We start from the raw sequence: 14,091 nt of genomic DNA on the forward strand, positions 1-14,091 counted from the left end.
TTTCCGAGTATGCAACCGGTCATGAATCCGAAATACCCAGGGCTGTCGGTGCGCGTCGCCGACGATGGTTTCGCGGCGTACATCTGGGGCAGCGACTTCAGTTTCGAGGTCGCCGCGTACGGTGCCGCCGTCATTGGCCAACCGGTCGAGCGCTGGGCGGTGACGCCGATCGTGCCGTATCGCAAGTGCTACGGCATTGATCCTGAAGAGTTCAGCAGCTATCGCGATGCCGCCGACAGCGCGATCTTCATGGCGTATCTCGATGATGAGCCGGTCGGTCATCTGGTGATCAGCACCAACTGGAACGGCTTTGCCCATATCGATGAGCTGGCGGTACACGCACCGGCGCGCCGGCATGGTGTGGCCAAGGCGCTGCTGGATGTCGCGCAGTTCTGGAGTCGCAAGAAAAAACTGCCGGGGATCATGCTCGAAACCCAGAACAACAACCTCGGCGCCTGTCGTTTGTATGAGCGTTGTGGCTACGAGATTGGCGGTATCGACCATCTACGTTATCGCGGGATTGATCCGAACACCGCGGAAATTGCGTTGTTCTGGTATCGACTGTTCGATAACCCGCTGGAACATTCGCTCAGCTCGCCAGCATCGCCTCGGCTTGTTCCGTGACGATCGTCAGCAGGGTCTGAATCGCTGTCGGCGTGGCGCTGTGTCGGTAGGTCAGGGCATACAGGCTGATCGGCACCGCCGGTGACAACGGGCAGACATCCAGCCCGTTCGCCCGCGCGCCGAGGGCGGTGAACGGGTCGACGATAGCCAGGCCTTCGCCGGCCTCGACCATGCTGCGCATCATCTGATGGGTTTGTACTCGGGTCTGGATGCTCGGCGCCGGGCGTAGGGCCTGGAGTTTGTTTTCCAGCGCCGGGCTCAATGGGTCGTGGCCTTCGAGGCCAACCATTGCCTGGCCAGCCAGATCCTGCAGGGAAATGTATTTCTGCTTCGGTTGCAGCCAGCCGTGGGGCGCGAGCAGTTGCAGCTTGCCGTGGGCCAATGGCTGGCAGTGGATGTCGGGGTGTTCCGGATCGTGCAGGCTCAGGCCCAGATCGCTTTCGCGCAGCAGCAGGCTGCGGACGATGTCGCAAGTGGGAGAGCTGAGCAAACGGCAAGGAGCGTCGGGCAAGCGTCGGCGCAGCAGCGCGATACTTTGCGGCAACAGCTGTTGCGCCAGCGGCGGGGTGCCGATGATGCGCAGGGGCGGGGCGAGGTATTGCTTGAGGCTGCTGGCCAGACGCTGCACCGGCTCCAGCGCCTGATAGACGTGAGCGATTTCCACCTGCAACGCCCGCGCTTCAGGCGTCGATTGCAGCCGGCCGCGTACGCTGGCGAACAGCATGAACCCCAACTCGCTCTCGGCTTCGCGCAAACGCTCTTCGACCTCGGTCACCGGGAGCTGCAGCCATTCGGCGGCGGTGCCCAGGTGACCGGTCTGCAAGAGCGCCTGAATCACTTCGATATGACGTAAACGCATGCGTGAAGTCCATGTTCAGCAGGTGGGGTCAGTGGCTGAATCCTACCCCAAGTCTGCGCATATGACTTCTGCTCATAACGGCCAGTTATGAAGCGACGGTTGTCTCAGGCTCGCGGGTCAGGGTGATACCTGACTGAACCAGGAGAAACTCGGTGTCACTGACTTTGTTGACGCGATCGCCAATGGCCAGTTTGTAAATCGGCTCCGAGCCAGTGGAACCGTCTGCCGACGGGGTGGATTCCTGGAACTCATGCACGGAATAAACGCGGCCTTCCGCATCTCTTGCATGGAACTGACCGACGAGTACTGCTGCCATCTGCTTAGAACCTCTGGAGATAAAACGCTTGATTTGCGGCTTGGTAGACCGTCATCAAGCCCTGTAAGTTTTCCTACAGGAAAAAAATAATCAGCGCGCAGGAATTTCCCTTGCTCGCTGGTGAAACTGTCATCGAATCATCTATAACTACTGGCTCTTCCCACCGACAGTCGAGAGTCTTCCATGAGCAATGTCTACAACGTCGCTGTAGTCGTCGGCAGCCTGCGCAAAGCATCGATCAACCGCAAAGTCGCGCTGGCGCTGGCCGAGCTGGCACCGGCGAACCTCAAACTGAAGATTGTCGAGATTGGCGACCTGCCACTCTATAACGAAGACATCGACGGCGATTCACCGCCGGCAGCCTACAGCACTTTCCGCCAGGAAGTCGGTTCTTCCGACGCGGTGCTGTTCGTCACCCCGGAATATAACCGCTCGGTGCCGGCGCCTTTGAAGAATGCGATTGACGTGGGTTCGCGGCCATATGGCAAGGCCGTCTGGAGCGGCAAACCGGGTGCGGTGATCAGTGTGTCGCCGGGGGCGATTGGCGGTTTTGGTGCCAACCAGCATTTGCGCCAATCCTTCGTGTTTCTCGATGTGCCGTGCATGCAGCAGCCGGAAGCGTATCTGGGGGGCGCGGGTTCGGCGTTTGACGAGGCGGGCAAGTTGAGCGAGTCGGTGAAACCGTTCCTGCAGAATTTCATCAATGCGTATGGGAAATTTGTGGAACAACACAAGAAATAATCGGGTCTGAGCTGCGATAAAACAGAGATCCTGTGGGAGCGGGCTTGCTCGCGAAGGCGGTGTGTCAGACACAAAGTTGTCATCTGACACACCGCCTTCGCGAGCAAGCCCGCTCCCACGTTTGGATCTCCACTCATTGAATAATTGAAGGCTGTCGCGAATGCTCGCTGCGTCACTGATCTTCCTGCTGACCATTACCCTTGTCATCTGGCAACCCAAAGGCCTCGGGGTCGGCTGGAGCGCGACGCTTGGCGCGGTACTGGCGCTGATCTTCGGCGTCGTGCACTTGAGCGACATCCCGCTGGTGTGGCAGATCATCTGGAACGCCACCGGCACCTTCGTCGCGCTGATCATCATCAGCCTGCTGCTCGACGAAGCCGGGTTCTTCGCCTGGGCCGCACTGCACGTGGCGCGCTGGGGGCGGGGCAGTGGGCGCAAGCTGTTTGCCTTCATGGTGCTGCTCGGCGCGCTGGTATCGGCGTTGTTCGCCAATGACGGCGCGGCGCTGATCCTCACGCCGATCGTGATTTCGATGCTGCTGGCGCTGCGCTTTTCCCCGGCGGCGACCTTGGCGTTCGTCATGGGCGCCGGCTTCATCGCCGACACCGCGAGCCTGCCGCTGGTGGTGTCGAACCTGGTCAACATCGTTTCGGCGGACTTCTTTCACATCGGCTTCAACCGCTATGCGGCGGTGATGGTGCCGGTCAACTTCGTCAGTGTGGCCGCGACGCTGGGCGTGCTGATGTGGTTTTTCCGTCGCGACATTCCCAAGGCTTACGATCCCGAACAGCTCGAACAGCCGCACACGGCGATCCACGACAAGGCCACGTTCTATGCCGGTTGGGTAGTGCTGGTGATTCTGTTGATCGGCTGCTTCTTCCTCGAACAACTGGGCATCCCGATCAGCGCGATTTCGGCGGTCTGTGCGGCCCTGCTGCTGGGGATCGCCGCCCGAGGCCACAAGATTTCCACGCGCAAGGTGCTGAAAGAAGCGCCGTGGCAGATCGTGATTTTCTCCCTCGGCATGTATCTGGTGGTGTATGGCCTGCGCAATGCCGGGCTGACCGGGTATCTGGCCGGCTGGCTGGATGTGTTTGCCGGGTACGGTGTGTGGGGCGCGGCGCTGGGCACAGGGGTGCTGACCGCGCTGTTGTCGTCGATCATGAACAACTTGCCGACAGTGCTGATCGGCTTGTTGTCGATCGATGCCAGTCAGGCCAGCGGTGTGATCAAGGAAGCGATGATCTACGCCAACGTGATCGGCAGCGATCTGGGGCCGAAAATCACCCCGATCGGCAGTCTGGCGACCTTGCTCTGGCTGCATGTGCTGGCGCGCAAGGATATCCGGATTGGTTGGGGGTATTACTTCAAGGTCGGGATTGTCCTGACGGTGCCGGTGTTGTTGATTACTTTGGCGGCTTTGGCGTTGCGGTTATCCCTTTAGACCGAGTCGGCCCATTCGCGAGCAGGCTCGCTCCCACAGGGAGTGTGGCACCTCTCCCTACATTTGAAATGCAGTCCAAATGTGGGAGCGAGCCCGCTCGCGAAGAGGCCGGGTCAGGCATTGAAATTTTCAGGCCTGGCCCGGCACATTCGGCCAAAGATCCGCCACCAGAAACAACCGCTCCGCCTCTTCCCATTCGCCCTGCGCATTCTCGGTCAGGCGCACCAGCAGTTGCGCCGGGGCCATCGGTTCCAGGTCGTCCAGCCACATCTGCAGATGTTCAGCACTCCAGGTCTGATCCGCCGGGTAGTGTGCCGGCGCCAGCCATGCATGGCGGGGCAGGGGTTGCCAGCGCCCGGCCGGACGCTGAGCGACGAATGCCGACCAGTCCTTCTGATGCAGCCAGCTCCCGCGCAAATGTTGCGGATGCGCGCCGCTCGGTGATGCAGACGTGCCGGGCCACGGGTACAACAGGTATCCGCCCAGCCACAACTGCGCACTGAACACCTCGATATCCAGCTTCGCCAGCACCTCACGGCTTTCCGGGCGCGCCGAGATCGGCAGTTGGTGTTCGGCCAGATGCGCCAGTTTGCGGTCCAGTCGATCATGACAACCCGGCCCCAGCCATTGCGCCGGGTCGTGGCCGTCGCCTTCCTGCGGGCCGAGGTAGAGCTTGATCGCCAGTTCCAGGTGATGCACGCCGTCGCGGTCGCGCAGCAGCATGTCGAGTTCACCGAGGGTGTGGCCTTCGCGGCGGATCGGCAGGTTGGCGGCAATCAGTTCGATGCCCGGCGCATGCTCCACGGCAAACTGCCACAACCGTTCGTAATACAGGCCCAGCCGCCGCGTGCGCGCCTGCGACAGCCAATGCAACAAGCCATAACTGTCGCGATCGAGTTGCCGCAGCCAGTGCTCCAGGCGCTGCGGATCACTGACCCAGTCGCTGCCGGCCAGCGGATGGCGCTGCGGCCACGGCGTTGCGGCCAGCATCGGAGGGGCGAGAATCACCCACGCCAGGTCACGCACTTCCGGATGGCGTAATTGGTGTGGTAACTGGAGCAGGTCGGGAAACAGGATCATCTTGCGAGCATAGCCTTAAACACGCGCGCACCCTTGAGGCTGAAAGGATTTTGTCTATCGCGGGCTTTCGCCCATAATCGTGTTTTTCGCGTTTTCGATTGTCCGCAGAGGTCCCATGGAGCAATTTCGTAATATCGGCATCATCGGTCGCCTGGGCAGTTCCCAGGTGCTGGATACCGTCCGCCGACTGAAACGCTTTCTGCTCGATCGTCACCTGCACGTGATTCTCGAAGACACCATCGCCGAAGTCCTGCCGGGCCACGGCCTGCAAACCTCGTCGCGCAAGATGCTCGGCGAAGTCTGCGACATGGTCATCGTCGTCGGCGGTGACGGCAGCCTGCTCGGCGCCGCGCGGGCGCTGGCCAAGCACAATATTCCGGTGCTGGGGATCAACCGTGGCAGCCTTGGTTTCCTCACCGACATTCGTCCCGATGAGCTGGAAGTCGAAGTGGCCAAGGTGCTCGACGGCCATTATCTGGTGGAAAACCGCTTCCTGCTGCAAGCCGAAGTTCGCCGCCATGCCGAGGCCATCGGCCAGGGCGATGCGTTGAACGACGTGGTGCTGCACCCGGGCAAATCGACGCGGATGATCGAGTTCGAGCTGTACATCGACGGCCAGTTCGTTTGCAGCCAGAAGGCCGACGGCCTGATCGTCGCCACGCCGACCGGTTCCACCGCGTACGCGCTGTCCGCTGGTGGCCCGATCATGCATCCCAAGCTCGATGCCATTGTGATCGTGCCGATGTACCCCCATATGTTGTCGAGTCGGCCAATTGTGGTCGATGGCAACAGTGAGCTGAAAATCGTCGTGTCGAAAAACATGCAGATCTACCCGCAAGTCTCTTGCGACGGGCAGAACCACTTCACCTGCGCGCCGGGCGACACCATCACCGTCAGCAAGAAAGCCCAGAAGCTGCGGCTGATTCACCCGCTCGACCACAACTACTACGAAGTCTGCCGGACCAAGCTCGGCTGGGGCAGCAAGTTGGGTGGTGGAGGCGACTGATGCTCGATCCCGCGCGCAGTTATGACTTGATTGGTGACGTGCACGGATGCGCCCTGACCCTCGAACACTTGCTTGACCGACTCGGTTATCACAAGCAGGGCGGGGTCTGGCGGCATCCATCGCGCATGGCCGTGTTCGTCGGCGACATCATCGACCGTGGCCCGCGAATCCGCGAGGCGCTGCACATCGTCCACGACATGGTCGAGGCCGGGCAGGCGCTGTGCATCATGGGCAATCACGAATTCAACGCACTGGGCTGGAGCACGCCGGCGCTGCCGGGCAGCGGCAAGCAGTTCGTCCGAGAGCACACGCCGCGCCATGCACGCCTGCTGCAGGAAACCCTGACCCAGTTCGAAGACCATCCGGGCGACTGGCATGACTTCCTCAACTGGTTCTACGAGCTGCCGCTGGTGGTTGATGCCGGGCGCTTCCGTGTGGTGCACGCCTGTTGGGATGCCAGCCTGATCGAACCATTGCGCGGGCTGTTTCCCGATGCGCGCATCGACGAGCATTTTCTCCAGGCCTCGGCCGTGCCCGGCAGTTTCGCCTGCACCGTGTTCGACCGCTTGCTGCGCGGCACCGACATGCGCCTGCCGGATGGCTTGACCATGACCAGCGGCGACGGTCTGGTGCGCTCGTTCTTCCGCACCAAATTCTGGGAAGACGACCCGAAAACCTACGGCGACATCGTCTTCCAGCCAGATGCGCTGCCGGAGCCGGTGGCGCAGAAGCCGCTGACCTCCAGCGAAAAAAACAATCTGCTGCGCTACGGCATTGACGAGCCGTTGTTGTTCGTCGGCCACTACTGGCGCAGCGGCAAACCGGCGCCGATCCGCCCGAACCTCGCGTGTCTCGATTACAGCGCGGTGCTCTACGGCAAACTGGTGGCCTATCGTCTGGATCAGGAAACACGCCTGGATCCGCATAAATTTGTCTGGGTCGATGTCGAGCGGCCGGAGGTGCTGCAATGAGTGCGGTAGCGGTATTGCGTCTGCCGTTGGCGGTGGACCTGAGCGGTTTCGTCAAGCTGCTGCAACGGATGCAGGTGCCGCATCGGGTCAGCGAAGAGGCGGGCGAGCAGGTGCTGTGGGCACCTTCGGAAATCAGCGAAGACGTACGTTCGCTGTACGAGCGCTTCCCGGCCGGTGACCCCGATCAGCAACTGGACATCCCGCTGGCGCCGACTTTCAAGCGTCCGAGCTTCGCCGAGCAACTCAAACACGCCAAGGCCACCGGGTTGATCCTGCTGCTGAGCCTGCTGGTCGGTGGCCTGACCTATCTGGGCGACAACCTCGACACCATTCGCTGGCTGACCTTCCTCGACTTCCGCGTGGTCGGCGAGTACATCCAGTTCACGCCGCTGGCCGACAGCCTGGCGGCGGGGCAGTGGTGGCGCCTGTTCACGCCGATGCTGCTGCACTTCGGCATCCTGCACCTGGCCATGAACGGCATGTGGTACTGGGAACTGGGGCGGCGCATCGAGTCACGTCAGGGCAGCATCAACCTGCTCGGTCTGACCCTGCTGTTCAGCCTGGTGTCGAACTACGCGCAGTTTGCCTGGAGCGGCCCGAGCCTGTTTGGCGGCTTGTCTGGCGTGCTCTACGGTTTGCTCGGCCATTGCTGGATTTTCCAGTTGCTGGCGCCGAACCCGGCGTATCGCCTGCCGCGAGGCGTGCTGGTGATGATGCTGGTGTGGCTGGTGATTTGCATGTCCGGACTGGTCTCGATGATCGGTTTCGGCCAGATCGCCAACGCCGCGCACGTCAGCGGGTTACTCATCGGATGCTTCACCGGTTTGTTGGGCGGTTTGTATAACCGCCGTAAACTGGCCGCCTGAAATTTTAAGTGAATAAAGAGCACGGAGACCCTGATGTCCTCTTTTAACGACATGATCAAAAACATCACCCCGGACATCTACGAGAGCCTGAAACTGGCCGTGGAAATCGGCAAGTGGTCCGACGGTGGCAAACTCACCGCCGAACAGCGCGAGCTTTCGCTGCAGGCGATGATCGCCTGGGAAATCCAGAACCTGCCTGAAGACCAGCGCACCGGTTACATGGGCCCGCAGGAATGTGCGTCGAAGTCGATCGAAGTGCCGAACATCCTGTTCAAGTCGGATGCCATCCATTGATCGAGATTGGCCGCGGTGCAATCAGCAAAATGTCGGCGCGCCTGGACGGGCCGAATGTGCAATACGCGTTTCGTCTGGATGACGTCGAGGTCCCGGTCAACCCCATGATCGGCACCACGGTGCGTCTGGAGTACCTGGGGGCGATTCATTGCACCCATTGCGGGCGCAAGACCAAAACCAGTTTCAGTCAGGGTTACTGCTACCCGTGCATGACCAAACTGGCGCAGTGCGATCTGTGCATCATGAGCCCGGAGCGTTGTCACTTCGAGGCCGGTACCTGCCGGGAGCCGGAGTGGGGGCAGAAGTTCTGCATGACTGATCATGTGGTGTATCTGGCCAACTCGTCGGGGATCAAGGTCGGTATTACTCGCGCCACGCAGTTGCCGACTCGCTGGCTCGATCAGGGCGCAAGTCAGGCGCTGCCGATCATGCGCGTATCGACGCGCCAGCAGTCGGGCTTCGTCGAAGACCTGTTCCGCAGCCAGGTGGCCGACAAGACCAACTGGCGCGCCTTGCTCAAGGGCGATGCGGCGGCGGTGGATCTGGCGCAAGTGCGCGATCAACTGTTTGAAAGCTGCGCCGAGGGCTTGCAAGGCCTGCAGCAGCGATTCGGCCTACAAGCAATTCAGACGATTGCCGATGTAGAACCTCTCGAAATCCGCTATCCGGTCGAGCAATACCCGGCCAAAATCGTCAGCTTCAACCTGGACAAGAACCCGATTGCCGAAGGCACGCTGCTGGGAATCAAGGGTCAGTACCTGATTTTTGACACCGGCGTGATCAACATTCGTAAATACACGGCCTATCAGCTCGCCGTGCATCAATAAGGATTCCAGCATGCGCACCGAACAACCGAAGATGATTTACCTGAAGGACTATCAGGCGCCCGAGTACCTGATCGACGAGACGCACCTGACCTTCGAGCTGTTCGAGGACCACAGCCTGGTCCACGCGCAACTGGTGATGCGCCGCAACCCGGAGCGTGGCCCGGGCCTGCCGCCGCTGGTGCTCGACGGCCAGCAGTTGGAACTGCTGTCGGTAACCCTGGCCGACCAGGAACTGAGCGCCAGTGATTACCAGCTGAGCGAAAACACCCTGACCCTGCAGCCGGCCAGCGCCAGCTTCACGGTCGACACCAGCGTCCGGATTCACCCGGAAACCAATACCGCGCTGGAAGGCCTTTACAAGTCCGGCACGATGTTCTGTACCCAGTGCGAGGCCGAAGGCTTCCGCAAGATCACCTATTACCTCGACCGCCCGGACGTGATGAGCAAGTTCACCACCACGGTGGTCGCCGAGCAGCACAGCTATCCGGTGCTGCTGTCCAACGGCAACCCGATTGCCTCCGGCCCGGGCGAAGACGGCCGACACTGGGCGACCTGGGAAGACCCGTTCATGAAACCGGCGTACCTGTTCGCGCTGGTGGCCGGTGATTTGTGGTGTGTCGAAGACACGTTCACCACCATGACCAATCGCAATGTTGCACTGCGCATTTACGTCGAGCCGGAAAACATCGACAAGTGCCAGCACGCGATGAACAGCCTGAAGAAGTCGATGCGCTGGGACGAAGAGGTCTACGGTCGCGAGTACGATCTGGACATCTTCATGATCGTCGCCGTCAACGACTTCAACATGGGCGCGATGGAGAACAAGGGCCTCAACATTTTCAACTCCAGCGCCGTGCTGGCCCGCGCCGAAACCGCCACCGACGCCGCGCACCAGCGGGTCGAGGCAATCGTCGCCCACGAATACTTCCACAACTGGTCAGGCAACCGCGTGACCTGCCGCGACTGGTTTCAGCTGTCGCTCAAGGAAGGCTTCACCGTGTTCCGCGACGCTGGTTTCTCCTCGGACATGAACTCGGCCACGGTCAAGCGCATTCAGGACGTGGCGTACCTGCGTACCCACCAGTTCGCCGAAGATGCAGGCCCGATGGCTCACGCGGTGCGCCCGGACAGCTTCATCGAGATCTCCAACTTCTACACCCTGACCGTGTACGAAAAAGGCTCGGAAGTGGTCGGCATGATCCACACCCTGCTGGGCGCCGAAGGCTTCCGCAAGGGCAGTGACCTGTACTTCGAACGCCATGATGGCCAGGCCGTGACCTGCGACGACTTCGTCAAGGCCATGGAAGATGCCAACGGTGTCGACCTGACCCAGTTCAAACGCTGGTACAGCCAGGCCGGGACGCCGCGTCTGGCGGTCAGCGAGTCCTACGACGCCGCGGCGAAAACCTACAGCCTGACCTTCCGCCAGAGCTGCCCGGAAACCCCGGACAAAGTGGAAAAACTGCCGTTCGTGATCCCGGTCGAACTCGGTCTGCTCGACAGCAAAGGCAACGAGATCGCGCTGCGTCTGGCCGGTGAAGCGTCGGCGCAAGGCACCACCCGCGTGATCTCGGTGATCGAGGCTGAGCAGACCTTCACCTTCGTCGACATCGCTGAACAGCCGCTGCCATCGTTGCTGCGTGGTTTCTCGGCACCGGTGAAACTGAGCTTCCCGTACAACCGTGACCAGTTGATGTTCCTGATGCAACACGACAGCGACGGCTTCAACCGCTGGGATGCCGGTCAGCAGCTGTCGGTGCAGGTCCTGCAGGAGCTGATCGCCCAGCAGCAGAAGGGCGAGAGCCTGGTGCTCGATCCGCGTCTGATCTCGGCGCTGAAAACCGTGCTGTCTGACGAGTCGCTGGATCAGGCCATGGTCGCCGAAATGCTTTCGCTGCCGAGCGAAGCGTATCTGACCGAAATCAGCGAAGTGGCGGATGTCGAGGCGATCCACACCGCTCGCGAGTTTGCCCGCAAGCAACTGGCGGACAATCTGTTCGAAGCGCTGTGGCTGCGTTATCAGGCCAACCGCGACTTGTCGAAGCAGACGCCGTATGTGGCCGAGGCCGAGCACTTTGCCCGTCGCGCGCTGCAGAACATTGCGCTGTCGTATCTGATGCTCAGCGGCAAGCCGGAAGTGCTGGCCGCTACGCAGGAACAGTTCGAAAACAGCGACAACATGACCGAGCGCCTGACCGCGCTGGCGGTGCTGGTCAACTCGCCGTTCGAAGAACACAAGGCCAAAGCGCTGGCGACGTTCGCCGAGCACTTCAAGGACAATCCGCTGGTCATGGATCAGTGGTTCAGCGTGCAGGCCGGCAGCACACTGCCGGGCGGTCTGGCGCGGGTCAAGGCGTTGATGCAGCACCCGGCGTTCAATATCAAGAACCCGAACAAGGTGCGTGCGCTGGTCGGCGCGTTTGCCGGGCAGAACCTGATCAACTTCCACGCCGCCGACGGTTCGGGCTACCGCTTCCTCGCGGATCTGGTGATCGAACTGAACGGCTTCAACCCGCAGATCGCTTCGCGGCAACTGGCGCCGCTGACTCGCTGGCGCAAATACGACAGCGCCCGTCAGGCGTTGATGAAGGCTGAGCTGGAGCGGATTCTGGCTTCCGGTCAGCTGTCCAGCGATGTATATGAAGTGGTGAGCAAAAGCCTGGCGTAACGCATAACGAAATGTGGGAGCGGGCTTGCTCGCGAAAGCGGTGTGTCAGACACGGAGATGTCGACTGGTATACCGTATTCGCGAGCAAGCCCGCTCCCACATGGGAGCGCGGTTACTCGGTTATTTCAGGTCGAATCGATCCAGCTCCATCACCTTGGCCCACGCCGCCACGAAGTCTTTGACGAACTGTTCCTTCGCGTCAGAACTCGCATACACCTCGGCCAGCGCGCGCAGTATCGCGTTGGAACCAAACACCAGATCGACCCGCGTCGCGGTCCACTTCACGCTACCGGTCTTGCGATCGCGTCCTTCGAACTCGTCCGCTGCCGCTGACGTCGGCTTCCACTCCACGCCCATGTCCAGCAGGTTGGTGAAGAAGTCGTTGCTCAGGGTTTCCGTGCGCGAGGTGAACACGCCATGCCGGCTCTGCCCGACATTCGCCCCCAATACCCGCAGACCACCGACCAGTACGGTCATTTCCGGAGCGGAGAGGGTGAGCAGTTGCGCCTTGTCGATCAGCAGCGCTTCGGCCGACACGGTGTATTTGCCCTTGCTGTAGTTGCGGAAACCATCGGCAATCGGTTCGAGGAAACCAAACGACTCGACATCGGTTTGCTCCTGAGTCGCGTCGGTGCGTCCTGGATTGAACGGCACAGAGACCGAGTGCCCGGCGTTTTTCGCCGCTTGCTCGACCCCGGCGTTACCCGCCAGCACGATCAGATCCGCCAGCGAGACTTTCTTGCCGGATGATCCGGCGTTGAACTCGTTCTGAATGCCCTCAAGGGTCTTCAGCACCTTGTCCAGTTGCTCCGGCTGGTTGGCCTGCCAGAATTTCTGCGGGGCCAGACGCAGACGTCCGCCGTTGGCGCCGCCACGTTTGTCCGAACCACGGAAGGTCGATGCGGCGGCCCAGGCGGTGGAAACCAGTTGCGACACCGACAGACCGGACGCCAGCACTTTGCTTTTCAGCGCTGCCGCATCGTTGCTGTCGATCAGTGGGTGAGTGGCCTCAGGAATCGGGTCCTGCCACAGCAGTTCTTCGTTCGGCAGTTCCGGGCCGAGGTAGCGCGACAGTGGGCCCATGTCGCGGTGGATCAGTTTGTACCAGGCGCGGGCGAAGGCGTCGGCCAATTGATCAGGATTGGCCAGGAAACGGCGGGCGATCGGCTCGTAGATCGGGTCGAAACGCAGCGCCAGGTCGGAAGTGAGCATGGTCGGCGAGAGCTTTTTGCTCGGATCGTGCGCATGGGGAACAGTGCCAGCCCCGGCGCCGTTTTTTGGTTTCCACTGATGCGCACCGGCCGGGCTTTTGAACAGTTCCCACTCGAAACCGAACAGGTTTTCCAGGTAGTTGTTGCTCCACTGGGTCGGAGTGGTGGTCCAGGTAACTTCGAGGCCACTGGTGATGGTGTCGGCGCCTTTGCCGGTGCCGAATGCGTTGCGCCAGCCGAGGCCTTGTTCTTCCAGGCCAGCCGCTTCCGGCTCAGGCCCGACATTATCGGCCGGGCCGGCGCCGTGGGTCTTGCCGAAGGCGTGACCGCCGGCGATCAGCGCGACGGTTTCTTCGTCGTTCATGGCCATGCGGCCGAAGGTTTCGCGGATATCGCGACCGGAGGCAACCGGGTCGGGATTGCCTTCAGGGCCTTCCGGGTTCACGTAAATCAGGCCCATCTGCACCGCTGCGAGCGGATTTTCCAGATTACGTTCGCCCTGATCGGTACGGCTTTGCTCTTTGCCGTGCAAGTCCGGTTCGGCCACCAGCGTACCGTCACCCGGTTCCTGCATGGCCGACTTGTCTTTGCCGTAGCGGCTGTCGCCGCCGAGCCATTCGCGCTCCGAACCCCAATACACGTCTTCGTCCGGTTCCCACACATCGGGACGTCCACCGGAGAAGCCGAAGGTCTTAAAGCCCATGGACTCCAGTGCAACGTTGCCGGTGAGCACGATCAGGTCGGCCCAGGAAATATTGCGGCCGTATTTCTGTTTGATCGGCCACAGCAGTCGCCGCGCTTTGTCGAGGCTGACGTTGTCCGGCCAGCTGTTGAGCGGGGCAAAACGCTGTTGCCCGGAGCCGGCGCCACCGCGACCATCGGCGGTGCGATAGGTGCCGGCGCTGTGCCAGGCCATGCGGATGAACAGCGGGCCGTAGTGGCCGAAGTCCGCCGGCCACCAGTCCTGGGAGTCGGTCATCAGCGCACGCAGGTCTTGTTTCAGGGCCTGGAAGTCCAGGCTCTGGAAGGCTTTGGCGTAGTCGAAGTCCTTGCCCAGCGGATCGGACTTGGGCGAGTGCTGGCTGAGGATCTTCAGGTTCAGTTGATTCGGCCACCAGTCACGGTTCGTCGTACCACCACCGGCGGCGTGGTTGAACGGGCATTTCGATTCGTTTGCCATGTTC

Annotated in this window: 13 protein-coding genes; 9 read left to right on the forward strand and 4 right to left on the reverse strand. The window is 61.3% G+C overall.

Annotation, left to right across the window (positions count from 1 at the left end):
• The first annotated feature begins 9 nt into the window (after window positions 1-9).
• Window positions 10-624 carry a GNAT family N-acetyltransferase gene (locus tag ACOYXG_RS10980; RefSeq protein ID WP_103369374.1) on the forward strand — a complete coding sequence of 205 codons (615 nt, stop codon included), beginning with the start codon at window positions 10-12 and terminating at the stop codon, window positions 622-624.
• On the opposite strand, the gene ACOYXG_RS10985 is transcribed toward ACOYXG_RS10980, so the two are convergent.
• Window positions 590-1,483: a LysR substrate-binding domain-containing protein gene (locus tag ACOYXG_RS10985; protein ID WP_460357655.1), complete on the reverse strand. Its 894-nt coding sequence runs from the start codon at window positions 1,481-1,483 to the stop codon at window positions 590-592. The genes ACOYXG_RS10980 and ACOYXG_RS10985 overlap by 35 nt on opposite strands.
• A gap of 85 nt (window positions 1,484-1,568) precedes the next feature.
• A complete protein-coding gene (locus tag ACOYXG_RS10990; RefSeq protein ID WP_007965845.1) occupies window positions 1,569-1,799 on the reverse strand; it encodes a hypothetical protein in 231 nt (76 codons plus the stop codon).
• A 183-nt stretch (window positions 1,800-1,982) separates the two neighbouring features.
• Here ACOYXG_RS10990 and ACOYXG_RS10995 point away from each other — a divergent pair, with 183 nt between their 5' ends.
• Both ACOYXG_RS10995 and ACOYXG_RS11000 read left to right on the forward strand, forming a co-directional pair.
• Complete coding sequence (locus ACOYXG_RS10995) at window positions 1,983-2,540, forward strand: NADPH-dependent FMN reductase (RefSeq protein ID WP_027613142.1); 558 nt, start codon at window positions 1,983-1,985, stop codon at window positions 2,538-2,540.
• Window positions 2,541-2,700: 160 nt separating this feature from the next.
• Window positions 2,701-3,984 carry an arsenic transporter gene (locus ACOYXG_RS11000; protein WP_115990072.1) on the forward strand — a complete coding sequence of 428 codons (1,284 nt, stop codon included), beginning with the start codon at window positions 2,701-2,703 and terminating at the stop codon, window positions 3,982-3,984.
• 129 nt (window positions 3,985-4,113) lie between these two features.
• On the opposite strand, the gene ACOYXG_RS11005 is transcribed toward ACOYXG_RS11000, so the two are convergent.
• Window positions 4,114-5,064: a DUF1853 family protein gene (locus ACOYXG_RS11005; RefSeq protein ID WP_460357660.1), complete on the reverse strand. Its 951-nt coding sequence runs from the start codon at window positions 5,062-5,064 to the stop codon at window positions 4,114-4,116.
• 115 nt (window positions 5,065-5,179) lie between these two features.
• Here ACOYXG_RS11005 and ACOYXG_RS11010 point away from each other — a divergent pair, with 115 nt between their 5' ends.
• The 6 genes from ACOYXG_RS11010 to pepN are packed head-to-tail and all read left to right on the forward strand — an operon-like array spanning window position 5,180 to window position 11,696.
• On the forward strand, window positions 5,180-6,070 hold the full coding sequence (locus tag ACOYXG_RS11010; protein ID WP_003224174.1) for an NAD(+) kinase: 891 nt from the start codon (window positions 5,180-5,182) through the stop codon (window positions 6,068-6,070).
• Complete coding sequence (locus ACOYXG_RS11015; protein WP_371917819.1) at window positions 6,067-7,041, forward strand: metallophosphoesterase; 975 nt, start codon at window positions 6,067-6,069, stop codon at window positions 7,039-7,041. Before ACOYXG_RS11010 ends, ACOYXG_RS11015 begins: the two co-directional genes overlap by 4 nt.
• Entirely contained in the window at window positions 7,038-7,907 is an 870-nt protein-coding gene (locus tag ACOYXG_RS11020) for a rhomboid family intramembrane serine protease (protein ID WP_027613138.1), read from the forward strand. Before ACOYXG_RS11015 ends, ACOYXG_RS11020 begins: the two co-directional genes overlap by 4 nt.
• Window positions 7,908-7,940: 33 nt before the next feature.
• Window positions 7,941-8,201, forward strand: coding sequence for a YeaC family protein (locus ACOYXG_RS11025; RefSeq protein WP_003224178.1), 261 nt, complete (start codon window positions 7,941-7,943; stop codon window positions 8,199-8,201).
• The gene (locus ACOYXG_RS11030) at window positions 8,198-9,028 is read left to right on the forward strand and encodes a DUF2797 domain-containing protein (RefSeq protein ID WP_027613137.1); all 831 of its coding nucleotides are present in this window, start codon (window positions 8,198-8,200) and stop codon (window positions 9,026-9,028) included. The genes ACOYXG_RS11025 and ACOYXG_RS11030 overlap by 4 nt, the downstream gene beginning before the upstream one ends.
• A 10-nt stretch (window positions 9,029-9,038) precedes the next feature.
• Window positions 9,039-11,696: an aminopeptidase N gene (gene pepN, locus ACOYXG_RS11035; protein ID WP_460357666.1), complete on the forward strand. Its 2,658-nt coding sequence runs from the start codon at window positions 9,039-9,041 to the stop codon at window positions 11,694-11,696.
• Window positions 11,697-11,816: 120 nt separating this feature from the next.
• On the opposite strand, the gene katG is transcribed toward pepN, so the two are convergent.
• Window positions 11,817-14,087 (reverse strand): catalase/peroxidase HPI, encoded by a 2,271-nt coding sequence (gene katG / locus ACOYXG_RS11040; protein ID WP_460357669.1) that lies wholly within the window; start codon window positions 14,085-14,087, stop codon window positions 11,817-11,819.
• Window positions 14,088-14,091 lie beyond the last annotated feature (4 nt).

The sequence above is a fragment of the Pseudomonas sp. G3-39 genome (genome assembly GCF_054790485.1).